The sequence below is a fragment of the Arthrobacter sp. BGA-UO-ETr-C19 genome, from assembly GCF_059568005.1.
On the sequence record NZ_JCAQPC010000021.1, the window covers coordinates 172,913 to 196,833 of the forward strand.

Sequence of the window (23,921 nt, forward strand, 5' to 3'; positions counted from 1 at the left end):
TGTCCTTTCGTGGAAATCCGTGTGGTTACTTGCTGAAACCGGCAGTCAGGCCGCTGATCAGCTGGCGCCGGGCCACGATGTACAGCACCAGCAGTGGCAGCGTGGCCAGCACCACCGAGGCGAGCACCGCGGGGATATTGACGCTGAATTCGCCCTGGAACGTCCACAGCGAGAGCGGCAGCACCCGCGTGGCGGGGCTCTGGGTGAGGATCAGCGGGAACAGGAAGCCGTTCCAGACGTGCAGGGCGTTGTAGATGCCCACAGTGATCACCGCCGGCTTGGTCATCGGCAGGGCCAGCCGCCACAGCATGGCCCAGTCCGAGCAGCCGTCCAGCCGCATCGACTCGAACAGCTCGTTGGGCACGTCCCGCATGAAGTTCGACAGGATGAGGACGGAGACCGGGATGGCGAAGGCGATGGACGGCAGGATCAGGGCCAGCAGTGTGTCGTACAGGTGGGCCCGGGTGATCATCCAGTAGATCGGGATGATGGTGGCGTGGAGCGGAATGGCCAGGCCCAGGAGGAACAGATTGTTGGTCCAGTTCACGAACCGGCCTTTGCCCCGGACGATCGCGTAGGCAGCCATGAACGAGACGAACAGCGCCGGAATGACCGTGCCCAGCGTGACCACGACGCTGTTCAGGAAGTACCGGGCAAAGTCGTTTTCCAGCACCAGCTTGTAGTTGTCCAGTGTCGGTTCGGCCGGCGGAAGCATGGGGTTGGTGGCAAAGAATCCAGCCTGGTTCTTCAGGCTGGTGATCACCACGTAGTAAATGGGCAGGACGATCACCGCGAGCCAGACCCAGCCGCCGAGGCCACCGGGCAGGTTTGGCCGGCGGCGGCCGGCGCGCCTGGAGTTCTGGCGCGGTGCGGCGTGGGTAAGGACCGGTGCCTCCGGAGCCGCGGGGAGCTGGGTTGTGGAAGCCATCAGGCTCCTTCCAATTGGCTGTCGTTCCGGTTCTTGCCGCCGAGGCGCTGCAGGAGCAGAGCCAGGCCCAGCCCGATGACGATCAGGATGACGCCCAGGGCGCTCGCCGCACCCATGTCGTTGGCCTTGAAGCCGGTCAGGTACATGTGCAGCGGCAGCAGCCGGGTGCTATAGCCGGGGCCTCCGCCGGTGAGAACGAAAATCAGGTCGAAGTAGGCCAGACTGCCCACCACCATGAGGGTGGAGGAGGTGATGATGGTGTACTTCAGCTGGGGCAGGGTGATGTTCAGGAACTGCCGGACCCGCCCCGCGCCGTCGATCTCCGCGGCTTCATAGAGCGAAGTGGGGATCTGCCGCACGCCGCCCTGGTAGATGAGGGTGTGGAACGGAACGAACTGCCACGCGATGACGAAGACCACCACGAACAGGACGAGGTCGGAGTTACCCAGCCAGTCCTGGATCAGGAGGGGCACCTGAAGGCCCGGACCGAGACCGAAGTTCGGGTCAAGCAGCGCCTTGAAGGCAATGGCGACGGCTGCTGAGGAGAGCAGGAGCGGCAGGAAGTACAGGACCGCGAGCGCTGCCCGGTACTTCTGGCTTCCTGCAGTGAAGACGCCGAGGAGCAGGCTGATCGGTGCCTGGACGATGAACGAGAAGAACATGATCTTGGCGGTCACCAGCAGGGCGTTGCCCGTGACCGGGTCGGTGAGCACCGTGGTCCAGCTGGCCAGGCCCTCAAGCCGGATCTCGCGCAGGCCGTCCCAGCTGGTGAAACTGAGGAAAACGACGCCGGCCAGCGGGACGACGGCGAACACCAGGAAGAAGACAAGGGCTGGCGCTGCCAGCCACCCCGACGGGCCCGCGTCGCGGACCCGCCGGTGGTTGGAACTGGTGATGGTCACGCCGTTACTTCCCGATCGTGGCGTTCATCGTGGAGACGAACTGCTCCGGGGTGATCTTCTTGAGGAAGATCTGGTCAAGGTTGGACAGCATCGCGTCGCCCTGCGCGGGGCTCAGCGCCTGGTCCCAGGAGAGCGTGAAGCTCGGCGCCTTCTTGGCCAGGCCGTAGATGAAGGTCAGGAAGTCCTTGTCGGGCGAAGCCTCAAGCTTGCTTTCGATGCCGTTGACTACCGGAACGGCGCCGGAGGCAATGAGGGCGTCGGTGTCGGCGTCAGTGAACATTCCGTCCTTGACGTAGTTGAGGGCGGCCTTCTTCTGCTCGTCGGTGGCCTTGGCGGAGATGGACCAGAAGTTGGAGGGATTGCCCACCACGTTGGCGGGGTCACCCTTGCCGCCTTCGACGGCGGGGAAGGTGGTGAAGCCGAGCTTGCCGCCGGTGACGAAGCTGCCTGCGTCCTTCTTCATGCCCTGGTAGATCCAGCCGCCCTGCAGGACCATGGCCGCCTTGCCCGTGTAGAGCAGGGCCTGGTCGGCGTTGCTGTCCGCGGCGATGGAGGAGAAACCGTTCACGAAGCCGCCGGCGTCCACCAGCTGCTGGATCTTGGTCAGAGCCTCCGTCACTGCGGGATCCGACCAGGCGTTGGGCTTGTCGGCAGCGATGTTCGCGAAGACCTCGGGACCGCCGATGCGCTCAACGAGGTACTCCAGCCACATCAGGTCCGGCCACTTGGACTGGCCGCCCAGGGAGAACGGGGCGACTCCGGCCGCCTTGAATTTCGGCACGAGCGCCATCAGCTCGTCCCACGTCTTGGGTGGCTGTGCGCCGACCTTGTCGAAGACTTCCTTGTTGTAGTACAGAACCACGGGCTGGACGTTGTTGTTGGGCAGGGCGTAGGTCTTGCCGTCGATCTCGCCGTTCTTCAGGACGGAAGGAAGGTAACGCTCCTTCACCTCGGGGTTCTCCTTGACGAAGGCCGAGAGTTCCTCCACCTGCCCCGCATCAACGTAGGACTTCAGGACGCCACCGCCCCAGCCATAGATAAAAGTGGGGCCTTCGCCGGCGCCGACGGCGGTACGAACCTTGGTCTTGTAGGCATCGTTGGCGAAGAAGTCCAGTTTGATGGACTGGTCGGAGTGTGCGCTGTTCCAGGCCTCGACGGATTTCTGCAGCACAGGTTGGTTTCCGCCCGTGAGGCCCCACATGGAGGCCGAACCGTCACTTGCCGCTGTGGACCCCGCTGGGCCGCTGGAGCCGCAGGCGGCCAGGCTCACCGAGAGGGCGGCTGCTGAGATTGCCATCGCGACTGAGCGCAACTTTCGAGTTGTCATCTAAACATTTCCATTCATCCATCGGGCTCGACGCTGATAGCCCGGTTTTGCGTATACGGGAGCCCGTCTGGAATCAGGCGGCACTGCCCATGAACTGTTTGCTGAGACGTTTACCGCTGCTCCGAAATATTTCGATAAAACTTGCGGTGTGAGATAAAACATAACGACGGGACGGGGTATGCGTCAAGGGTTTTCTTTGCGGCTAAAGCGTGGGGGGCGTTGACGAAACCATGGGAACCCTGCAGACTGAGGTCTCGAAATCTTTCGAAAAGGGAACGGATGTCCAGGATCGAATCTCAAGGCAAGCTGACGTTGGCGGCCGTGGCGCGGGAAGCGGGTGTCTCCACTCCCACCGTCTCCAAGGTGATCAACGGCAGGGACGACGTCTCTGCGGACACGCGTGCCAAAGTGCTGACCGCGCTGGCGCGGACCGGGTACAAGTCTCCGCTGCAGAACCGCCGGAACGCCTCGGGGCGGCAGATGGTCGAGGTTGTCATCGACAACCTGGAATCCGGCTATGCCGTAGAGGTGCTCAACGGCGTGCTGGAGTCCGCTGCCGTCTCGGACATCGAGGTCCTGCTGAACGTCACCGGCAAGCAGGGCGCATCAACCCTGACCCCCGAGCAGCGCGCCCAGCGGATCGTGGACGAGGGCCGGTGCGGCATGATCGTCGTGACATCAGCCTTCGGGGATGCCCAGCTGGATGCCTTTCACCGGCGGAAAATCCCGGTGGTGGTCATTGACCCCCTGAATCCGCCTCCGGGGGACGTAGTCAGCGTCGGTGCAAGCAACTGGGCGGGAGGAAAGGCCGCGACCTCCCACTTGCTGGAGCTTGGACACCGCCGGATTGCCTTCCTTGGCGGCCCGGATGCAGCCGAATGCAACCAGGCCCGGCTGCACGGCTACATGGCGGCCATGAGGTCCGCGGGAGTGGGCGTCGAGGACGAGTATGTCCTGTCGGGTCATTTCCGGTCGGAACACGGCGCCAAGGGCATGAAGTACCTGCTCGGACTGGACCAGCCTCCCACGGCCATCTTCGCCGGCAGCGACAGCATTGCCCTGGGCGTGCTTGCCGAAGCGCGCCGGCAGGGGATCCGGGTGCCTGAGGACATGAGCCTGGTGGGCTTCGACGGCACATACCAGGCCGAGGAGTCGGTGCCGCCGCTGACGTCGGTTTCCCAGCCGCTGCAGGAAATGGGCGCCACTGCACTGCGGTTCGTCCTGCGCCAGATGCGCGGCGAGCTCCTGGACTCACGAAGGGTGGAGCTTGCCACTCAACTGGTGGTCAGGGAGTCCACCGCGCCGCCACGGGAAGATGGGCCGCGGAAAAACCAGCCCCGCAAGGATGGGATTATCCCGGGCTAGCTTCGGCTCAGCCGCTTCGTGCCGGTTAGGCTATGACCATGCGCTTCAAGCAGTTGGAGGAACGTACTTCATTCTGCTCCGGGGGAAGAGGCTGATGAGTCATGTAAGTGAAACGGGTGCCCCGTCGGAACAACGGCCCGGCGGCTCCCGCTCGGACGTGGCGGACAAGGCCGACGCACTCTTTGGCGGCCTTGGAGATCGCGGCCGCGTCATAGTCCGGCAGCTGCCCCTCTCCGTCACCGTGCTTCTTGTGGTTGCCGCCGCCGCGGTCTTTCACCCGGAGACGCTGGCCGATCCGCGCTTCCGGCTAGCGTTGCTGGCGCATACCGCGCTTTTTGTCCTTAGCGTGGCCGTCCCCTGGGGCCGGCTTCCGGCCAAGGCATGGGTACTGATTCCGGCGCTGGACTGCCTGGCCATCGGTTTCACGCGGGAGACCGGCGGTCCCAGCTTCAGCGTCTTGAGCCTCCTGCTGGTCTTTCCGGTGGTGTGGCTGTCTGTCGGCCGCCACCGGGCCGGCGTCGTTCTCGCCGTGGCCGCAACCGTCCTCAGCACCGTGCTGCCGGCGGCGGCCTTGGGTACGCCGCCCACGCAGGCGTCGATGATCCGGACCATCTTCCTGCCGCTTGTCATGACGGCCATCGCCCTCACGGCCCATGTGGTGGCTGGCACGCTCTACCGCCAGCGCGAGACCCTGGTCAGGAAAGACAAGGCGCTCGCGGACACGGCAGCCGAGAGTGTCCGCAGGCAGCAACTCCTGGACGCCGTGCTTAGCACCGTCAATGTGGGGGTCTGGGTCGTTGACCAGGACGGACGGGACGTGCTGACCAACAAGGCGCTTCAGACGGACGCGGCGCTGTCTGGACTGGCCCCGTCAGCCAGCCAGCCGCGGCTGTTCGAGGCTGACCGCGCCACTCCGGTGCCGCCTGAACGCTTTCCGACGGCGCGCGCCGCCGCGGGCGAGACGTTCACCGACGCGCTGTACTGGGCCGGTGAAAGCAACGCTGGTGAAAGCAAGGCCGGTGACGGCGAGGACATGCGCGCGTATTCCGTCACGGCCCGCACCATGAGTTCCACGAACGGAAGCCATGCGGGGGCCGTGATCACCTTCGCCGAAGTCACAGCATTGATCCGCGCCCTGTCGGCCAAGGATAACTTCGTCGCCACCGTGTCCCACGAGCTCCGCACCCCGCTGACCTCCATTCTCGGCTACCTCGAACTGGTCCTCGACGAGTCCGGCCACGAGGACATCGAGCCGGAACTGCGGATCGTGCAGCGCAATGCCACCCACCTGCTGGGCCTCGTGAACGATCTGATCGCCGTCGCCTCCGAGCGGGTGGAACTGAGCCTGCGGGAGGCCGATGTGGCAAGCCTGCTGGCGGGTGTGGTTTCGTCCGCCCGTACCCACGCCAGCGGCAGTGGTGTGGAACTGGTCCTCGACGTCGAGGAGCCCCTGACTGCCCGCGTCGACCCCGGGCGGATCCGCCAAGTGTTCGGCAACCTGGTCTCCAACGCCATCAAGTTCTCGCCGGACGGGGGACGGGTTGTTGCCCGTGCCCACCGGGCGAACAGCCACGTGGTCTGTTCCATTGCGGACACCGGCATCGGCATGGACGGGCAGGAACAGGAGCAAGCGTTCACCAAGTTCTTCCGGTCCGCCCGCTCGCGTGAGACGGCCATCCCTGGTGCCGGCCTGGGGCTGCCGATCAGCAAGACCATCGTCGAGGGCCACGGCGGTTCCATCAGCCTGCACAGCGAGCCCGGCAAGGGGACCACCGTGACGGTGAACCTGCCCGTCTCCTGAGCCGGCGTCGGCTGCCGCGGAGACCATGCAGTCCGCCCACGTAAACTGGCAGCATGCGGTTGGTAGCGAGTGACATAGACGGAACGATCCTTGGGCACGACGGAAAAATCAGTGACCGCACCGTCCGTGCCTTCCACGCCTGCCGGAGGGCCGGCGTCGAACTTGTCTTTGTCACCGGCCGCCCGCCGCGCTGGCTGCACCCGCTCGAGGAGCAGCTGGGCCACACCGGCACCGTGATTTGTTCGAACGGCGCCGTGGTGTGGGACCTCGAAGCGGACAAGGTTGTCTCGGCGCAGACCATGGCCATCGACGACATCTTCGAAATCCGGCGGATCATCAAGCAGGTGCGCCCCACCGCCCTCTTCGCCGCCGAAACCCTCACCGGCTTCCACCTTGAGCCCGGCTTCATCGAAAACGGCTCAAGCGAACTGCTTTCCGAATTCACCCCTGCTCCGCTGGCCTCAACGCTCACCGCGGAGGACGCCGTCGTCAAGTTCCTGGCCATCGTCCGCGAAGGCACGGCGGACGAGTTCCTCGCGGAGGTGGGCCCCGCCGTCGGGAGCCTTGCGTCGGTGACGCACTCGGCGCCCACCGTCGCCATGCTGGAGCTCGCCGTGCCCGGGATCAACAAGGCCGTCACGCTGGCCGACTACGCCGCCTCACTGGGGATTGATGCCGCGGACGTCGTGGCGTTCGGCGACATGCCCAACGACATTGAGATGCTCCGCTGGGCCGGCCACGGCTACGCCATGGCCAGCGGGCATCCGGAGGCGATCCGGGCGGCCGGCCAGCAGGCGCCGCACTTTGACGACGACGGCGTGGCCCAGATTCTCGAGGAAAAGCTCGCCGCGCTGGGGCTTCAGCTGCCGTAGGCCTGCCGTCGTCCGCTTGCCACCGAACTCGCGGCTGGCGGTCAACTTGCGTTCATGTCCGCACCATAGGGTGTGGCCTGTTGGGTGAGTGACCGATAGGGGACATCGTGGCCAGGAAAAAGATCAAGAATGCGGCCGAGGCTCCGCTGCGTCCCGTGGACCCGGCCCCTCACTGGTCGGACCTGCGCGAGGGGGACAGGGTCAGCGTCCGGCTGGCGCCGGGCTTTGAAACCGGCGGCCGCGTTTCGGCCTTCACTCCGGACCGCACCGTGGTGTGGGTGGATCTCGACGGCGGCCGCGGCCGCACCCTGCTGCACTGCAGCGACGGCGTGGAGATCCTGCCCGCCTGAGGGTGCTCCATTAAGCTTCGGGGATGACGGAAACCCTGCCTTATTTCGATGCTGCCGGGCCCGGACGCGGGCCTGGGCCCGGGTCTGCCGCGGGTGGGCCCGGGTCGGGCCGGCCAGTGGCCATGGCCCACCGCGGATTCTCCCTGGCTGGCCTGGAAAACTCACTGGCAGCGTTCCGCGCCGCCGTCGAGCTTGGCTATTCCCACCTTGAGACGGATGTCCACACCACGTCCGACGGCGAGCTGCTCCTGTTCCACGACCGCACCTTGGACCGGGTCACTGACGGCCGTGGCAGGATCCATGACCTCACCGCTGACCAAGTGCGGCGGGTACGGATCGGCGGGAAGGAGCCCGTGCCCACATTCGACGAACTTGTGGCGGCGTTTCCGCAGGCCCGCTTCAATCTCGACGTCAAGGACTGGCACTCTGTGCCCAGCGTCGTGGCCGCGATAGAGCGCCACCAGGTCCACGACCGCGTGCTGATCGCGAGTTTCTCCGACCGCCGGCGGCGCGCGGTGCTGAAGCAGCTCAGCCGCAGGACCGCATCATCGGCGGGGACACTGGCGAACGCCCTCTTCCTGGTGCTGGGGCCGCTGCTGTCCGTCCGCACGCTTGGGTCGCCGGTGCGGGCCGTGCTGCGCCGGGCGCTGCGCGGCGTCGATGCCCTGCAGGTACCGGTCCGCTACCGGGCCATTCCCGTCGTCACCCCGGGATTTGTGCGCCGGGCGCATGAGCTCGGGCTGTATGTGCACGTCTGGACCATCAACGACCCCGCCGGGATGCACCGGCTGCTCGACCTCGGCGTGGACGGGATCGTCTCCGACCGCGCCGACCTGCTGAAGGAAGTCCTGCAGGCGCGCGGGCAGTGGGGCTAGGTATCCGGCCAGCGCCGAGAACCTAACCGCGTCCCAAGCCCGTGCCCGGGTCCTGGTCCCCTTCGGAAGGATCTGCCCGCAGTTCCTCCGGATCCGGATCCGGAAGCCCTGCCGGGCCGGGTACGCCGCGCGCTGCTTCGGGGGCGTCCGCAGCGCCTGCCGCGCCGATGCCGCCGGACGTCGCCGCTCCGGTTGACTCGTCGGCTTCGGCTGACTCATCCGTGCCGGACGCGCCATGGCCTCCGCTCGCCTCGGTTCCCGGGCCCTGCGGCGTGTAGGTCGTGCGGCCGCTTTGCTGCGGGCCGGTGTCGTTATCCCCGGCGTTGGAGCCCTCGCTGATGGAGGAGTGGACCTGGATGTCCTCGTCGGACGCTCCGGGCTCAGGAACATGGGCGTCATCGGTCGGGTCGGACGTCTGCGCCAGGTCCTCCATTGCGTTTTCCGCTGCTTTGCCAATGCTGTCGCCGATTCCCATCAGTTTGCTCCTTCGATACGTTCCGGCCGGGCCGGACTGCGTGGCATCTGACTGTTCCAGAATTATCAGCATGCTTACAATTAGTCCAGTGCTGCCGGGCCCCGGCAGCATGAGTCAGTTCACCGAAGTCCGTCGCCACGCCGGCGTACCAGTTCCAAGGCCGGCGTACCTGTTCCAAGGAGGACCGCAGGACATGAGCACCTACCATCCCGAAAACGACCCGGCCAACCCGGACCGGGACGCCGCCAGCACAGAGGAAGCCAAGGGAACGGGCGCCGCCGGGGACTCGGCCGCCACGCCCAACCCCGACCCCCTGAACGGCAACGTCACGGGCCTTGAGCCCGGCGGGGGAGTGCCGCCCGGCGAGACTCCGCCCGCCGAAGACCAGATGAGCGGCGACCAGGGGCACGACGAATAAGCAGGACTATCGGAAGGAGTGTGCGATGGCTGACCGGCTGGTTGCCGACGTCATGGTGGAGCGCCTCGAAGCGTGGGGCGTCAACAGGGTCTTCGGCTACAGCGGGGACGGAATCAACGGCTTTATGGGCGCGCTGCGCCGCAGCACGGAAGGCCGCAGCACTGAGGGCCGCAGCGGCGCCGGCGTCGAATTCGTCCAGGCCCGGCACGAGGAAACGGCGGCGTTCATGGCCGTCGGGCACGCCAAGTACACCGGCCAGGTGGGCGTGGTGACGTCCACCCAGGGGCCGGGTGCCGTGCATCTCCTCAACGGGCTCTACGATGCCAAGCTGGACGGCGTCCCCGTGGTGGCCATCATCGGCCAGCAGAGCCGCAGCGTGCTGGGGTCCGCCTACATGCAGGAAATCGACCTGCTCACGCTCTTCAAGGACGTGGCGGCGCAGTTCGCACAGATGGTCAGCGCTCCGGAGCAGCTTCCCATGGTGCTGGACCGCGCCTTCCGCACAGCCCTCGAAACCCGCACGCCATGCGTTGTGATTGTGCCGCACGACATCCAGAAGGCCCCGGCCCCCGAGCTCGACCAGGAACACGGCATCATCGTCACGGCGCCCGAATGGCAGCCCGCGCGGGTACTGCCCCACGATGACGACCTGGCCAGGGCCGCCGAGGTGCTGGGAGCCGGCAGCAAGGTGGCGTTCCTGGTGGGCCAAGGCGCCAGGAACGCCCAGCCCGAGGTCATCGCCCTGGCCCAGCAGCTTGACGCCGGCATCACCACCAGCCTCCTGGGCAAACCATACATCGATGAAACACTGCCGTTCGCGGTGGGCACCATGGGGCATCTCGGTTCCACGGCCAGCGCCCATCTGATGGGGAACTGCGACACGCTCCTGATCATCGGCTCCAACGACCCGTGGACCGAGTTCTATCCGAAACCCGGCGCTGCCCGGGCCGTCCAGGTGGACATCGACGGCCGGAAGGTCGGAAACCGCTACCCCGTTGAAGTGGGCCTTGTGGGCGATGCCGCCGAAACCCTCGCCAGGCTCGCGGAGGTGCTGAACGGCGCCGACGGGCAATCAGGCAGGCAACCAGAGGCGGGGGCCCGCAAGCAGTGGCGGGCGGACGTGGAGGAGCAGGTCCGCAGCTGGCGGTCCCTCGCCGAGGAGCGCTCCCGCGTTCCGGCCAAGCCCGTCAACCCGGAGCTCGTGGTCCGCGAGCTCAGCGGCCGGCTGCCGCGCAACGCCCAGGTGAGTGTCGACGTCGGGAGCTGCGTTTACTGGTATGCCCGGCAGCTGACCCTTCCGGAGGGAGTGCCGGCGCACCTTTCGGGGACACTCGCCAGCATGGGCTGCTCGATTCCGTACGGGATCGCGGCCAAGCTTGCCCGGCCGGACAGGCCCCTGGTGGCCCTGGCCGGCGACGGTGCCATGCAGATGGCCGGCATCGCCGAGCTGGTCACCGTCGCGCACCGCTGGCGGCAGTGGTCTGACCCGCGCTTCGTGGTGTGCGTCTTCAACAACCGCGATCTGGCCGAGGTCACGTGGGAGCAGCGGGAAACCGAATCAGAGCCACGGTTCCCGGCGAGCCAGGAGATCCCGGACTTTCCCTACGCCGGATACGCGGAACTGCTGGGGCTGACCGGCATCCGTGTTGACTCCCCGGAGCAGCTCGCCAGTGCGTGGGACCGGGCGCTTGCGGCCGAACGCCCGGTGGTGATCGAGGTCCTGACCGATCCGGACGTGCCACTCCTGCCGCCGTTCCCGGCGGGAGCAGAGAAGCTGGACGGCATGCGCTCCGCGCTCTCCGAGGAAGGCGAATCCGGGGAGGGTGCTGCGGCGTTGCTGGACACCTATGCGGGCCAGGAAGGATCCCAGCGCTGACCGTATTACGGACCAGGCAAGCGCATTCCCGGGGTGGGGTGGCAGGATAGGGGCATGCGTATCCTCATCGCCCCTGACAAGTTCAAGGGATCACTCACCGCCGTCGAAGCCGCCGCCGCCATCGCCGAGGGTGCACTCCGCGTCTACCCGGACGCCGTGACCACCCAGTTTCCGGTGGCCGACGGCGGCGAGGGAACCCTGGAAGCCGCCGTCGCCGCCGGCTACGAGGAACGGATCAACGCTGTCGTTGGTCCCATCCTGGCCCCTATTGGCGCCGCCTGGGCCCTCCGGAAGGACAAGTCCGGCGGCACCACTGCAGTCATCGAGACCGCACAGGCTTCCGGCCTGGCCCACATGGAGCCCACGCCCGAGAACTCCCTGCGGGCACACAGCTACGGCTGCGGGCAGCTCATTGCCGCTGCCCTGGACGCGGGGGCCACGGAAATCGTGCTGGGCGTCGGCGGCTCGGCCATGACCGACGGCGGCAGCGGTGCCCTGCGCGCGCTGGGTCTCAAGCCGCTCGACGCCGCGGGGAACGTGGTGCCGCTGGGCGGCGGTTCACTGGCTGACGTCGTTGCCCTCGATGTCACCGAACTGGATCCGCGGCTGTCCGCCGCCAGGTTCCGGATCGCCGTCGATGTCCAGAGCCCGCTCTACGGCACCACCGGCGCCGCCCACGTATTCGGCCGCCAGAAGGGCGCCGACGATGACGCCATTGAGAAGCTCGACGCCGGCCTGCGCAACTGGGCGTCCCTCCTCCGGGAGGCAACGGGCCGGGACGTCAATGTCCCGGGCGCCGGCGCCGCCGGCGGCTTCCCGGCGTCGTTCCTGGCATTCACCCAGTCCACGCTGGAAGGCGGCTTCGCTCTGGTTGCCGATCTGACGGGGCTGGCTGAGCGGCTTGCCGACGCCGACCTGGTGATCACCGGCGAGGGTTCCATGGACTCGCAGTCGCTCACCGGCAAGGCCCCGATCGCGCTCGCGGAGGCCGCCCGGGAGCGCGGCATTCCAGTGGTGGCGGTGGCGGGACGGATCCTGGTCACGCCCGAGGAGCTGGCCGAACACGGCGTGGTGGCCGCCGCACAGTTGCTGGACGTGGCGCCCAGCCCGCAGGACGCCATGGCCGACGCCGGCAAGTACCTCGCATGGGCCACCCGCCAGGCGCTGGAAGGGGCCTGACGCTACTGCTCCTGCTTTTTGGCCTTCCGGTGCAGGTGCACGGGAACATAGGCCAGGAGGATGGCCAGTACGGCGAACAGCACGCCGCCGGCTATGAGGCCGACGGTGCGCCCGGCCGTTACGTCGAACACCAGCGCGGCGGTCCCCACGCTCAGGGCAGCCACGCCGCCGAGGGCGATCTTGGTGATGTTGTCCGCGCTGGCTACGAGGGTTGCCTTAAGCCGCTTCCGGAACAGTCGGCGGTGGACGCTGACCGGCAGGAGGATGAACGCAGTTGTCAGTGCGGCGAGGCCAACGTTCACCAGGTAGAGCGTGACTTGGAAATCATCGAGCGTTTCAAACCGCTGCTGGAAGGGCAGTGTGAGCAGGAAGCCGGCGAGGATCTGGACGCCCGTCTGCAGGACCCGCAGCTCCTGGATCAGTTCCATCCAGTTCCGGTCCAGCTGCTCCTCGCGGGTCTCGTTCCGGCCGCTTCCAGCCGGGGCGTCCGGATCGGTCATGAACCCTCCTCTGTCTGGCCTGTGTCCGGGCCAGCGGCGCGTGCGCTTGCCTCAAACCTAGGCTCAAGTCTGCCCTAATTCAACAAATGCTAAGTTTACTGACTAGCTTTGCGCCAGGAGGTGGACTTGCTGCTCAAACCTGCGTTAGGTTCGAACAAACCGGCAGCCCGACAATGTGAGCAGGTGGATAATGAGCGACCCAGCCAAGCAGTCTGACCAGCCCGGCGATCCCCGGGGAACGTACCATTCAGGGCCTTTTCCAAGGCAGGAGCAGAAGCAGCCGGGCCTGACCGCCCCCATGGATCCGCAGCCGGACCACGGCGAGCTGAGCTACGAGGGAAGCGGGGCGCTGGAGGGCAAGGCGGCGCTCATCACAGGTGGCGACTCCGGCATCGGCAAGGCGGTGGCCATCGCCTTCGCGCGCGAGGGGGCCGACGTCGCCATTTCCTATCTTCCCGAAGAGGAGGACGACGCGCAGGACACGGCCGAGTGGATCCGCAAGACCGGCCGGCGGGCACTGCTCCTTGCCGGTGACGGCAGGAATGAGGACTTCAGCACGGCAATAGTCGAGGACGCTGTTACCGAGTTCGGGCGGCTCGACGTAGTGGTGCTCAACGCCGCGTACCAGAAGAACCGCGACAGCCTTGAATCGCTGCCCACGGAAGAATTCGACCGCGTTTTCAAGACCAACCTGTACTCGCTGCTGTGGACTGCCCGGGCAGCGGTGCCGCACCTGGGGGCGGGTGCCTCAATCATCACCACCGCCTCCATCCAGGCATTCAATCCGTCTCCGGGGCTCATTGACTACGCCATGACCAAAGCGGCCCAAGTGGCCTTCACCAAGGCCCTCGCCCAGGAACTGGGGCCCAAGGGGATCCGTGTCAACGCCGTGGCGCCCGGGCCCATCTGGACGCCGCTCATCCCCGCCACCGAATGGCCGGACAAGCTGCCCAAGTTCGGCCAGGACACCCCGCTGCAGCGCGCCGGCCAGCCTGCCGAGCTCGCCCCCGCCTACGTTCTGCTGGCGTCCGACGCCGGGTCGTACATGTCCGGGGCGGTGGTTCCCGTCACCGGCGGCAAAGGCCTCTGAGTTTTCCGGTAACGCCAAGCAATTCCCAGCCAAGCAATTCCGCACGAAGTAATTCCCCACCAAGCAGGAGGAACAGATGAGCCAGGACAACCAGCACGCAGCCCCTGAAGAGGAAGTGGGAGGTTACGGCACGCCCACCGCGGAACAGGAAGCCGGCGGCCAGCAGTTCGCCCAGCCCCGGGAAGAGGAAGACTTCGACGCCGCGGGCCTGAACCAGAACAGCCCGGAAGGTGAGACCTTCCAGACCGGCACGCCGAACCTCAGCCACTTCGCCGAGGAGGACCAGGACAGCTCGGGCGAACCCGGGGCAGGACGCTTCGGCGGAACCGACGAGCAGCTCCACGCCGAGAGTGAAAGCAGCGTGGCGGGCTTTGACCCGGTCCCCGGTGAATCACCGCTGCCCCGCGATCCGGACGCCTCACCAGGGGCGGGCGCCGAGGACGGGGACACGGCCGTGCCCTCGGCGGACGCCGAAATCGACGAAGGCAACGCTGACGAATCCGGCGCCGGGCAGTTCTCCTCGGAACCCGGGCAGGACGCCGCGGGCATTCCGGACGGCAGCGGGGACGACCTGCCGAAGGAAAAGTCACCCAACGACGACGACGAAACGTTCGACGCCGGATAGGCGTTTTTGCACCACCCTTAGACCGGCAAGGCCGCGGCGCCCCTGAAACAGGGGAGCCGCGGCCTTGCCGGTTTGGGCCGTAGCCACGAAAGTGGTGCAGAAATGCTAGCGCCTCTTGGGCTGCCTCTTCGCCGCGGCGTTGATGGCAGCCTTGGCGGCGGGCGGCAGGCCCTGCTGCTCCGTCTCGGGCTCGGCAGCGGTGCCGCGCGCCCTCGCAATGGCCCTCATGCCGTGGTAGATCACCAGGGCTGCGGCGGATCCGAGCGCGATGCCTGTGAACTTCAGTTCCCCGACGGTCCAGGTGTAGTCCGCGATGCCGATGATGAGGGAGACCGCGGCCGTGGTCAGGTTCACCGGGTTCGAAAAGTTGACCTTGTTCTGGACCCAGATCTTCACACCGAGGATGCCGATCATGCCGTACAGCATGGTTGCCGCGCCCCCCAGCACGCCGGGCGGAACGGTGGCGATCAGTTCCCCGAACTTCGGCGAGAAGCTCAGCAGGATGGCGAAGATGCCGGCCACCCAGTAGGCAGCCGTGGAGTAGACCTTGGTGGCCGCCATGACGCCGATGTTTTCCGCGTATGTGGTGGTGCCTGAGCCGCCGCCGAAGCCGGCGAGCACAGTGGCGGCGCCGTCGGCCAGCAGGGCACGGCCGGAGACCCCGTCCAGGTTCTGGCCGGTCATGGCGGACACGGACTTAACGTGGCCGATGTTCTCCGCCACGAGGACCAGGACCACAGGAACGAACAGGCCCACCACGCCGAGGTGGAACTCGGGGGTCTGGAAGTGGGGAAGGCCCACCCACGCGGCGGCGTCCATCTTGGAGTAATCCACCTCACCCCGGAGCATGGCCACGAGGTAACCCACCACCACGCCCACCAGGATGCTGAGGCGGCCGAAGATCCCGCGGAACAGGACGCTCACCACGATGATGGTCACCAGCGTGACCAGTGCCGTCACGGGGGCGGCGTCGAAGTTGTTCTTCGCGGCCGGAGCCAGGTTGAGCCCGATCAGGGCCACGATGGCGCCGGTGACAATCGGCGGCATCAGCCGGTTGATCCAGCCGGCGCCGAACTTCTGCACGATCGCACCGATCACGGCGAGGCCGGCTCCGGCCAGCACCACGCCGCCCAGCGCCCCGGGCACGCCGAACTGCTGCTGGGACGCCGTGATGGGTGCGATGAACGCAAAGCTTGACCCGAGGTAGCTGGGAACGCGGCCCTGGGTGATCACGAGGAACAGAAGCGTGCCGATGCCGGAGAAAAGGAGGGTGGTGGCCGGCGGCATGCCGGTAATGATCGGCACCAGGAAGGTGGCGCCGAACATGGCCACGACGTGCTGCATTCCCACGCCGATGGTCAGGGGCCACGCGAGCCGCTCGCCGGGAGCCACCACCTCGCCCGGACGCACTGCCTTGCCGTTGCCGTGCAGCTTCCATTTGATTCCGAGCATGCTCATTGGCGGGGCCTTTCGGAGAGGGAGTTTGCCCGCTCGCCGGGCTGGATCTTCAGGAGCAAGAATACCCCGCCGGACGCGGGCACGAGAGGGCTTCCGGCCGGCAGTGTGTCCAGCAAGCGAGGGGCACCTGGGTGTGTGAAACGTCACGCTGCCTATTTGGCGGTTCCGGGAAGAGCCCGCCGCTGAATCCGGTTGAACCCAACGAAAGCAACTGCACCCAATGCAGGCACCAGGACTGCCCGACGCCGCCCGCGGGATGTCGGCCTAGAGAAAGGGGCGCGAATGACAATCGCCCATGAAGAAGCAGTAATCGATTCCGCTGCCGTGGATGCCATCTTTGCCGAAGCCCGCACCGCCAATGCGTTCACCGGTGACGTCAGCGAGCAGCAGGCCCGCGCCATCTACGAACTGACCAAGTTCGGCCCCACGGCGTTCAACTCCCAGCCGCTGCGCGTCACCTATGTGCGCTCGGAGGAGGCCCGCGGCAAGCTCTTGGCCACCCTGTCCTCGGGCAACCGGGCCAAGACGGCCTCCGCACCGCTTGTGGCGATCCTCAGCTACGACACCGCCTGGCAGGAGCAGTGGGACAACTTCCTCCCCGGCTACAACGCCCCCAAGGCCATGTACGACGCCTCCCCGGACCTGGCCACCTCCACGGGCAACAACAGCGCCCACCTGCAGGCCGGCTACTTCATCCTGGCTGTCCGCTCGCTCGGCTTCGCCGCCGGCCCGATGACCGGTGCGGACTTCGCTGCCATCGACGCGGAGTTCTTCCCGGCAGGCGACCAGAAGAGCTTCCTGGTGGTGAACATCGGCCAGCCCGGCCCCGAGGCCTGGGGTGAAGCGAAGCCCAAGTTCGCGTACGAAGACGTCGTTCGCACGGTCTAAGCGTCCTGCGCCACTGAATGGACCCGGACACGGAATGCCTCCGGCAATATGGGGGACATTCCGGAGGCATTCGGGACAGTATTTTTGCAGTTCAGAACTGCAAGGCATGCATCCGGGCCACTTCCCATGTTAGTCCTGTTTGGGCTTCTTGGGCCGGTCCGGCCTGCCGCAACATGCTCCTGCGAGAGCAGCAGGAAAGCGCCGGATGGCCACAGCCATCCGGCGCTTTCCTGTACTAGATCGCTACGAAATGACCCCGTCCACCAGCGCCTTGGCTTCGGCCTGGACCTGCTTGAGGTGGTCGGCGCCCTTGAAGGACTCCGCATAGATCTTGTAGACGTCCTCGGTCCCGGAGGGGCGGGCCGCGAACCATGCGTTCTCGGTGACCACCTTCAGGCCGCCGATGGAGGCGCCGTTGCCCGGTGCCTTGGTCAGCTTCGCGGTGATCGTCTCGCCGGCCAGCTCAGTGGCAGTGACGTCTTCGGGGGACAGTTTGCCGAGCGCTGCCTTCTGGTCCCGGGTGGCGGCGGCGTCAATCCGTGCGTAGACAGGCGCGCCGAACTGGTCCGTGAGGCCCTTGTAGAGCTGGGACGGCGACTTGCCGGTGACAGCGGTGATCTCCGAGGCCAGCAGCGCCAGCAGGATACCGTCCTTGTCCGTGGTCCAGACGCTGCCGTCGCGCTTGTTGAACGAGGCGCCCGCCGATTCCTCGCCGCCGAACGCACCTTCGCCGGAGAGCAGGCCGGGGACAAACCACTTGAAGCCCACGGGCACTTCCACGAGCTTGCGGCCCAGGCCGCCCGCCACGCGGTCGATGATTGAGGAGGACACCAGGGTTTTGCCCACCACGGAGTTCGGGTTCCAGCCGCTGCGGTTGCGGTACAGGTAGTCGATGGCCACCGCGAGGTAGTGGTTGGGGTTCATTAGGCCGCCGTCAGGGGTAACGATGCCGTGCCGGTCGGCGTCGGCGTCGTTCCCGGTGGCGACGTCGTAGGCGGCGGACCCGTCCGCACCAACAGCCATCCGGTTGATGAGCGAGGCCATGGCTGACGGGGAGGAGCAGTCCATCCGGATCTTCTCATCCCAGTCCAGGGTCATGAAGGCCCACTGCGGGTCCACCGTGGGGTTGACCACCGTGAGGTTCAGCTGGTGGCGTTCGCCAATTTCGCCCCAGTAGTCCACGGACGCGCCGCCCATGGGGTCGGCGCCGATCCGGACACCGGCGTCCCGGATGGCGTCCAGGTTCAGGACAGAGGGCAGATCGTCCACGTAGCTGCTCAGGAAATCGAACTTTCCGGTGGTTTCGGCCTCGAGGGCCTGGGCCAGCGGAATCCGCTTCACGCCGCGGAGCCCGTTTTCCAGCAGTTCGTTGGCGCGGTTGGCGATCCAGCCCGTCGCGTCGGTGTCGGCCGGGCCGCCGTGCGGCGGGTTGTATTTGAAGCCGCCGTCGGCCGGGGGGTTGTGGCTGGGGGTAACGACAATGCCGTCAGCCTGCGGGGCTCCGGCGGGGGCGTTGCGGTTGTACGTGAGGATGGCGTGGCTCAGTGCCGGGGTGGGGGTGTAGCCGTGGCGCGCGTCGATGAGGACGTTCACGCCGTTTGCGGCCAGCACCTCAAGGGCGGAGTTCTGAGCGGGCTCGCTGAGTCCGTGGGTGTCCTTGGCCAGGAACAGCGGGCCGGTGATGCCCTGTCCGGCGCGGTATTCCACGATCGCCTGCGTGATCGCCACGATGTGCCCTTCATTGAAGGACGCTTTCAGGCTTGATCCGCGGTGCCCGGAGGTTCCGAAGGCCACGCGCTGGCCGGGATCCCCCAAATCAGGCTTGACGTCGTAGTACGCGTCGAGCAGTGCGGTCAGGTCGACAAGGTCTTGGGGTTGGGCAACTGTGCCCGCTCGGCTAGCCATGGAACCAGCATGCCAGACGACGGCGAAGGGCAACACGGAGTGTCCGGAATCCGGCCCCTGTGACGCGGAATGTCATCAATTTTCCGGACTACTTGCATTTATCCGGGATAAAAAACTGAGTAGTGCCGGAAAAGTACTTATATACCCGCTCCTGAAGCGGCTGTTACGTTCAAACGGCAGGACAAACCGGTGTGATGTACGACGCCGGGCGTCCGGACCAGCGGAAACGTCCCGGAAGCCGGTGGCTGAATTTCAGCCGGCCCATCCGCGGGCGGGAAATTCGGCCTGCTTCGGCCGGCAATTTGGCCAGCTTTTCGGGCCGGGTCATTTACCGCCGGGCGATTTGGTTCGGTTGAATTGGGCCGGTCATTTGGAAGACGAGCGAGCAATGCAGAGGTGAACAATGGGGGCTGGAGATGCAGCACACGAACGGACGAGGCTCGCCTCTGAACGGATTGCTGCCGGCACCGTCAGCGTGGAGCAAAGCAGCCACCTCGTGGCCGAAAGGCTTGCCCAGCTGGGGCCTTGCGGCTGGTTCCTCCTGCACGACGTCCATTGGCCCGGCCGCCCGCTGGCCCGGCTGGAGCATGTCCTGGTGGGACCCGGCGGTGTGGTGGTGGTCAATGCCAAGAACTGGTCAGGCCACGTCGACGTCGTTGACGGCGCCCTTCGGCAGAACGGTCATGACCGGTTCCCGGCGGTGGAGACGGCGCTGGCGCAGGCCGCCGCGGTGGCTGCGGTCCTGCCGGCTCCGTGGCGGAGGCTGGTCCGCTCGCTGATCTGCCTGACCGCCCAACCCGAATTGCAGAGCACCACCGGATCGGGCATCGATGTGCGGGGGATAGACCGCATCGCGGCCGCCGTGACCGACCTGCCGGACGTGCTGGATGCCCCCTCGGTCCTGCAGCTCTACGCACAGCTTGGACAACTCCTCACCCGTCCGCAGGTGCCGGAGGCAGGCACCGTCCGCAACCCTGCATACCGCCCCTACTCCGAGGGCCGAGCCACGGGCCGCCCGGGCGCGGCTCGGGCAGCCGCCCGGCGCACCGTCCACAGTCGTCCCGTTCCGTCGCATTACTTATACGGCCGGGACCGGCGTCCGGGCACTGTGCTGCGCGTCGTGGGGAGCTCGTTCGTTGCGGGCCTCGTGTCCGCGGCGTTGCTGGCGCCGCCCCTGTGGCTGTTGTGGGAGCTGCTCCCCAAGTGAGCCGGCTACCCGAGCCATTGCCGTCGTGGCGGCGGTAATGTTCTGTTCAGGACCATACGAGGGGATTTTCCATGACAGAGCAGCGTCCCGGATCCGGCGACGAGCCGACACCGGACACCCACCACCATTCGTCGTACGGTACACAGGGCCCGGACATCCCGGCTCCGCCACTGTACGATCCGCCGCAATACAACACGCCGCCCGGCCAACAGTATGGCCAACAGTATGGCGGGCAGTACGGCGACGCCGGCCAGCAGTACAGCCAGCCGGCCAGCCCCTATGGCCAGCAGTACGGCTACCAGTACGGCCAGCAATACAGCCAGGCGTATGCCAGCCCGTACGGCCAGCCGTCGTATTACGGCGCAGTGCCCCAGCCGAAGGGCCTGAGCATTGCCAGCCTCTGCTGCGGCATTGCCGTCTACCTGGGCTTCGGATTCTTCATCCTCCCGCAACTGGCCGCCGTGATCCTGGGCCATCTGGCGCTGCGTCGTGAACCGTCTGGCCGCGGCTTCGCCATCGCCGGCCTGGTCATGGGTTACCTCGGCCTGGTCCTGACCGTTCTCGCGATCGTGGGACTCACCATCCTGGCGAGCGTCGCCAGCTCGTCGAGCACCATCTGACCGGCCAGCCCCCCAACCTAGAAGCCCAGCTGGGCTGCCACCTGCAGGAGCAGCGCCTCTGAGCCGGGCCGTCCAATCAGCTGGATGCCCATCGGCAGCCCCGCTCCGGGGCTGCCGCCGGTCCAGTGCACGGGAATGCTGACGGCTGGCAGGCCGCACACATTGACCATGGACGACCAGGGTGCGAACTCGCACTGCCTTCGGTAGTCGCCGTCGGCGTCGCCTGCCCATTCCGGGGACGGCCACCTGCTATCCCCGTGGCCCGAGCCGGTGAACCAGCCCACCGGACGCGGAGTCTGGGCCAGTGCCGGCGTCAGGACCAGGTCCCAGGCCGAATACTGTGCCAGCGTGTCGCGCTCAAATTGCCGCAGGAACGCCAGGCATTCATTGAGTTTTGCGGCGCTCCGCTGCTGCGCTCGCCGCCGGAACGTGCGCGTCAGCGGCGTCAGCAGGGCCTCGCGGTGCGGCGCGATCCGGGCCGCGCCCACGCCTGCCGTCCAGGCGGTGGTGAACGCGTCGGGGTAACGGTTGTCGTACCGGATTTCCGCCTCGGCGACGTGGTGCCCGGCCCCGGTGAGCAGCCGGATGCCGGTGTCCAGCGCGTCCAGTGCCTCCTGATCCGGGGTGAACGGGAAGATCCCGCCCCACGGGCTGTCCAGACTGACCCCGATCCGCAGCGGATCGGGCGCGCGGCCAACGGCGTCCAGGTAGCCCGCTCCGTCCGGTTGTCCCGGGCCGTTGGAAGCCATGATGTCCAGCAGCAGCGCAGCATCGGCCGCGGAGCGTGCCAGCGGGCCGGCCACCACCAGGCCGGCGGGATCCCCGCTGCTTTCACCTGCCGGGACCACGCCACGGCCTGGCTTCAGCCCCAGCAGGCCGCATGCCGCCGCCGGAATCCGGATCGATCCGCCGCCGTCGGTCCCGGGCGCGAACGGCACCAGCCCCGCCGCCACGGCAGCGGCGCTGCCGCCGGAGGAACCGCCCGAGCTCCTGCTCAGGGCGTACGGATTGCGCGACGGCGGTGCGATCCGGTTTTCGCTATAGGCCGTCAGCCCGAATTCAGGTACCTGTGTCTTGCCGAGGGAGATGGCACCGGCGCCCCTGACAGCTGCTGCGAGGGCGCCGTCGGCCGGCGCGGGACGCCGGTCCAGTGCTGCGCTGCCGTGGGTGGTGACCACGCCGCCAACATCGGTGAGGTCCTTGAACGCTACCGGCATCCCGTGCAGCGGCGGCAGCGGCTGGTCCGGACGACGCCGGGCGAACAGGACGTCTGCGGCGGCGGCCTCGGCCATCGCCCTCGGCCCGGTGACGGTGATGAAGGCGCCCAGCCTCGGGTTCGATTCCTCGATCCGCGCCAGGAAATGGGCGGTGACTTCGCGGGCGGAGACCTCTCCGGAACGCAGCGCCGCCCTCAGCTGCACGGCCGGCAGATGATGGATGTCGGCCAGGCGGTGTGGGGCGGACACTGTGCTCCTTTGCGGCGGCTCGCGGGCTTCGGACCAGCGTAACCTGTGCCGGCCGAAGGGTGCGGGGTGCTGCGCTGGCGATACGCTGGAGCTGAGAGCTTGAGGCCAAGGAGAGGACTCCCATGAGCGACTTCGATACCGTCACCGTGAAGGACGTCCCCGCGGACGCCACCATCCTGGACGTGCGGGAGGACTACGAGTGGGCGGCAGGTCACGCTGAAGGTGCCCTGCACATCCCCATGGACCAGTTGCCTGGGCGCCTGGACGACCTCGACCCGGACGAGGACCTGTACGTCATCTGCCGGACCGGCGGGCGTTCCTTCCGGGCAGCGCAGTGGCTGGTGGGCCAGGGCTATACCGCGGTGAATGTGGCCGGAGGCATGGACCAGTGGCTGGAGTCAGGCAAACCGCTGGTGTCCGACAACGGCCTCAAGCCCGTGGTCCTGTAAGTTCTGCCCTTCCCATACCCGCAAAGGAATATCCATGCCTTCTGCCCGCCGCACCTACACCTTCCTCGGCCCCGAGGGGACGTTCACGGAGGCGGCGCTCCTGCAGGTTCCGGATGCTGCCGAATCGGTTCGCATCCCCTCCTCCAACGTCAATGCGGCGCTGGAGCGGGTGCGGGACGGGTCGGCCGACGCAGCGATGGTGCCCATCGAAAACTCGGTGGAGGGCGGCGTCACGGCCACCCTGGATTCCATTGCGACGGGACAGGAACTGAGGATCATCCGTGAGGCCCTCGTGCCCATCAGCTTCGTGCTGGTGGCGCGGGCCGGCGTCGAGCTTTCCCGGATCCGCCGGATCTCCACGCACGGGCACGCCTGGGCGCAGTGCCGCATGTGGGTGGACGAGCATATTCCCGGCGCAGAATACGTTCCCGGTTCGTCCACGGCTGCTGCCGCGATGGGCCTGCTGGAGGATGACGCGCACTACGACGCCGCCATCTGCGCGCCGATAGTCGCCGCGGAGCAGCCGGAACTGCACGTACTGGCCGAGAACATCGGTGACAATCCCGGCGCGGTGACCCGGTTCATCCTGGTCAGCCGTCCGGGTGTCCTGCCGGCCCGGACCGGGGCGGATAAGACTACAGTCGTGGTGCCCCTTCCCGAGGACCGGCCTGGCGCCCTGATGGAAATCCTGGACCAGTTCGCCACCCGCGGCGTGAATCTGAGCCGCATCGAGTCCCGGCCCACCGGTCAGTACCTGGGGCACTACTTCTTCAGCATCGACGCCGACGGCCACATAGGCGATGCGCGGGTGGCCGACGCCCTCGCCGGCCTGCACCGGATCAGCCCGGCCACGCGGTTCCTTGGTTCTTACGGCCGTGCCGATGCGCAGGCTCCAGTGGTACTGGAGCACACGTCCGACGACGCATTCCAGGCGGCGCATGCGTGGGTCAACGGGATACTCGCCGGCGACTCCCTGGGCTCGGAGGCACCGGTGGAACCTTCGCCGTCAGCGTAGACAAATGCCCCTCGGGGCACTTCCCTGCCCTTGTTGCTGTGCGTATGCTTGCATGATCAACAAAGGGATGGCCCCAACGAAAGGAGCGGGTCATGTCGGACAAGAATGACAATGACGGTCAGGGAATGATCGTCAATCCCAAGCCCACAGCCGAGAACCAGGACTGGGACGGGGACGAGGCCGACCGTGCGGACCGCCTGCGCTTCGAAGAGGAACAGGCCATGATCCGCGAACAGTCCGAAGCCCGGGCGGCCGCCAAGGCCGCTGCCGAGGCTGCCGAGTCGGCCAAGCACGCCGGCTCCGCACAGTCAGCCTAGGGCGGAGCCCTGC

At 67.0% G+C, this 23,921-nt stretch carries 24 protein-coding genes; 16 read left to right on the forward strand and 8 right to left on the reverse strand.

Translation table 11 applies throughout. The features are described from left to right. Nucleotides 1-25: 25 nt before the first annotated feature. Genes AC57BR_RS13795 through AC57BR_RS13805 form a run of 3 tightly spaced genes read right to left on the reverse strand, consistent with a single transcriptional unit; the run spans nt 26 to nt 3,127 of the window. On the reverse strand, nt 26-928 hold the full coding sequence (locus tag AC57BR_RS13795) for a carbohydrate ABC transporter permease (protein WP_496361475.1): 903 nt from the start codon (nt 926-928) through the stop codon (nt 26-28). Then, nucleotides 928-1,830, reverse strand: coding sequence for a carbohydrate ABC transporter permease (locus AC57BR_RS13800; RefSeq protein WP_496361477.1), 903 nt, complete (start codon nt 1,828-1,830; stop codon nt 928-930). The genes AC57BR_RS13795 and AC57BR_RS13800 overlap by 1 nt, the downstream gene beginning before the upstream one ends. A gap of 4 nt (nt 1,831-1,834) precedes the next feature. After that, a complete protein-coding gene (locus tag AC57BR_RS13805; RefSeq protein WP_496361479.1) occupies nt 1,835-3,127 on the reverse strand; it encodes an extracellular solute-binding protein in 1,293 nt (430 codons plus the stop codon). A gap of 309 nt (nt 3,128-3,436) precedes the next feature. Between AC57BR_RS13805 and AC57BR_RS13810 the strand changes: the two genes are divergently transcribed. The 5 genes from AC57BR_RS13810 (at nt 3,437) to AC57BR_RS13830 (ending at nt 8,420) form a co-directional block, all read left to right on the forward strand. Continuing rightward, the gene (locus tag AC57BR_RS13810) at nt 3,437-4,522 is read left to right on the forward strand and encodes a LacI family DNA-binding transcriptional regulator (RefSeq protein WP_496361481.1); all 1,086 of its coding nucleotides are present in this window, start codon (nt 3,437-3,439) and stop codon (nt 4,520-4,522) included. Between the two features lie 94 nt (nt 4,523-4,616). Then, nucleotides 4,617-6,323: a sensor histidine kinase gene (locus AC57BR_RS13815; protein WP_496361483.1), complete on the forward strand. Its 1,707-nt coding sequence runs from the start codon at nt 4,617-4,619 to the stop codon at nt 6,321-6,323. A 53-nt stretch (nt 6,324-6,376) separates the two neighbouring features. Then, nucleotides 6,377-7,195, forward strand: coding sequence for an HAD family hydrolase (locus AC57BR_RS13820; RefSeq protein WP_496361485.1), 819 nt, complete (start codon nt 6,377-6,379; stop codon nt 7,193-7,195). Nucleotides 7,196-7,302: 107 nt separating this feature from the next. Further along, nucleotides 7,303-7,545: a hypothetical protein gene (locus AC57BR_RS13825; RefSeq protein ID WP_496361487.1), complete on the forward strand. Its 243-nt coding sequence runs from the start codon at nt 7,303-7,305 to the stop codon at nt 7,543-7,545. A gap of 23 nt (nt 7,546-7,568) precedes the next feature. Then, nucleotides 7,569-8,420, forward strand: coding sequence for a glycerophosphodiester phosphodiesterase family protein (locus tag AC57BR_RS13830; protein WP_496361489.1), 852 nt, complete (start codon nt 7,569-7,571; stop codon nt 8,418-8,420). A 22-nt stretch (nt 8,421-8,442) separates the two neighbouring features. Here the strand turns inward: AC57BR_RS13830 and AC57BR_RS13835 are convergent, their stop codons facing one another. Next, complete coding sequence (locus tag AC57BR_RS13835) at nt 8,443-8,895, reverse strand: hypothetical protein (protein WP_496361491.1); 453 nt, start codon at nt 8,893-8,895, stop codon at nt 8,443-8,445. Between the two features lie 193 nt (nt 8,896-9,088). Between AC57BR_RS13835 and AC57BR_RS13840 the strand changes: the two genes are divergently transcribed. The 3 genes from AC57BR_RS13840 to AC57BR_RS13850 are packed head-to-tail and all read left to right on the forward strand — an operon-like array spanning nt 9,089 to nt 12,368. Next, entirely contained in the window at nt 9,089-9,313 is a 225-nt protein-coding gene (locus AC57BR_RS13840; protein WP_496361493.1) for a DUF6480 family protein, read from the forward strand. A 25-nt stretch (nt 9,314-9,338) separates the two neighbouring features. Then, a complete protein-coding gene (locus AC57BR_RS13845) occupies nt 9,339-11,189 on the forward strand; it encodes a thiamine pyrophosphate-requiring protein (protein WP_496361495.1) in 1,851 nt (616 codons plus the stop codon). 54 nt (nt 11,190-11,243) lie between these two features. Further along, nucleotides 11,244-12,368: a glycerate kinase gene (locus tag AC57BR_RS13850; protein ID WP_496361497.1), complete on the forward strand. Its 1,125-nt coding sequence runs from the start codon at nt 11,244-11,246 to the stop codon at nt 12,366-12,368. 2 nt (nt 12,369-12,370) lie between these two features. Here the strand turns inward: AC57BR_RS13850 and AC57BR_RS13855 are convergent, their stop codons facing one another. Continuing rightward, entirely contained in the window at nt 12,371-12,868 is a 498-nt protein-coding gene (locus AC57BR_RS13855) for a DUF6328 family protein (RefSeq protein WP_496361499.1), read from the reverse strand. A gap of 190 nt (nt 12,869-13,058) precedes the next feature. Between AC57BR_RS13855 and AC57BR_RS13860 the strand changes: the two genes are divergently transcribed. Together AC57BR_RS13860 and AC57BR_RS13865 are read left to right on the forward strand one after the other, a co-directional pair. Next, complete coding sequence (locus tag AC57BR_RS13860; RefSeq protein WP_496361501.1) at nt 13,059-13,958, forward strand: SDR family oxidoreductase; 900 nt, start codon at nt 13,059-13,061, stop codon at nt 13,956-13,958. 76 nt (nt 13,959-14,034) lie between these two features. Continuing rightward, on the forward strand, nt 14,035-14,583 hold the full coding sequence (locus AC57BR_RS13865) for a hypothetical protein (RefSeq protein ID WP_496361503.1): 549 nt from the start codon (nt 14,035-14,037) through the stop codon (nt 14,581-14,583). A gap of 105 nt (nt 14,584-14,688) precedes the next feature. Here the strand turns inward: AC57BR_RS13865 and AC57BR_RS13870 are convergent, their stop codons facing one another. After that, entirely contained in the window at nt 14,689-16,041 is a 1,353-nt protein-coding gene (locus AC57BR_RS13870; RefSeq protein ID WP_496361505.1) for a uracil-xanthine permease family protein, read from the reverse strand. Nucleotides 16,042-16,323: 282 nt separating this feature from the next. Between AC57BR_RS13870 and AC57BR_RS13875 the strand changes: the two genes are divergently transcribed. Further along, on the forward strand, nt 16,324-16,929 hold the full coding sequence (locus tag AC57BR_RS13875) for a malonic semialdehyde reductase (protein ID WP_496361507.1): 606 nt from the start codon (nt 16,324-16,326) through the stop codon (nt 16,927-16,929). 243 nt (nt 16,930-17,172) lie between these two features. Here the strand turns inward: AC57BR_RS13875 and pgm are convergent, their stop codons facing one another. Beyond that, entirely contained in the window at nt 17,173-18,834 is a 1,662-nt protein-coding gene (gene pgm, locus AC57BR_RS13880) for a phosphoglucomutase (alpha-D-glucose-1,6-bisphosphate-dependent) (protein WP_496361509.1), read from the reverse strand. A gap of 403 nt (nt 18,835-19,237) precedes the next feature. Between pgm and AC57BR_RS13885 the strand changes: the two genes are divergently transcribed. Together AC57BR_RS13885 and AC57BR_RS13890 are read left to right on the forward strand one after the other, a co-directional pair. Continuing rightward, a complete protein-coding gene (locus AC57BR_RS13885; RefSeq protein WP_496361511.1) occupies nt 19,238-20,041 on the forward strand; it encodes an NERD domain-containing protein in 804 nt (267 codons plus the stop codon). A 71-nt stretch (nt 20,042-20,112) separates the two neighbouring features. After that, nucleotides 20,113-20,661, forward strand: a complete 549-nt coding sequence (locus tag AC57BR_RS13890; protein ID WP_496361513.1) for a DUF4190 domain-containing protein — start codon at nt 20,113-20,115, stop codon at nt 20,659-20,661. A 17-nt stretch (nt 20,662-20,678) separates the two neighbouring features. Here AC57BR_RS13890 and AC57BR_RS13895 read toward each other — a convergent pair whose 3' ends face one another. Beyond that, entirely contained in the window at nt 20,679-22,109 is a 1,431-nt protein-coding gene (locus tag AC57BR_RS13895; protein WP_496361850.1) for an amidase, read from the reverse strand. 140 nt (nt 22,110-22,249) lie between these two features. On the opposite strand from AC57BR_RS13895, the gene AC57BR_RS13900 reads away from it, so the two are divergent. The 3 genes from AC57BR_RS13900 to AC57BR_RS13910 all read left to right on the forward strand — a co-directional run bounded on the left by AC57BR_RS13900 (nt 22,250) and on the right by AC57BR_RS13910 (nt 23,908). Beyond that, nucleotides 22,250-22,576, forward strand: coding sequence for a rhodanese-like domain-containing protein (locus AC57BR_RS13900; protein WP_496361515.1), 327 nt, complete (start codon nt 22,250-22,252; stop codon nt 22,574-22,576). 34 nt (nt 22,577-22,610) lie between these two features. Then, nucleotides 22,611-23,591, forward strand: a complete 981-nt coding sequence (pheA, locus tag AC57BR_RS13905) for a prephenate dehydratase (protein WP_496361517.1) — start codon at nt 22,611-22,613, stop codon at nt 23,589-23,591. A gap of 92 nt (nt 23,592-23,683) precedes the next feature. Further along, nucleotides 23,684-23,908 carry a hypothetical protein gene (locus tag AC57BR_RS13910; RefSeq protein WP_307099066.1) on the forward strand — a complete coding sequence of 75 codons (225 nt, stop codon included), beginning with the start codon at nt 23,684-23,686 and terminating at the stop codon, nt 23,906-23,908. The last annotated feature ends 13 nt before the right edge of the window (nt 23,909-23,921 follow it).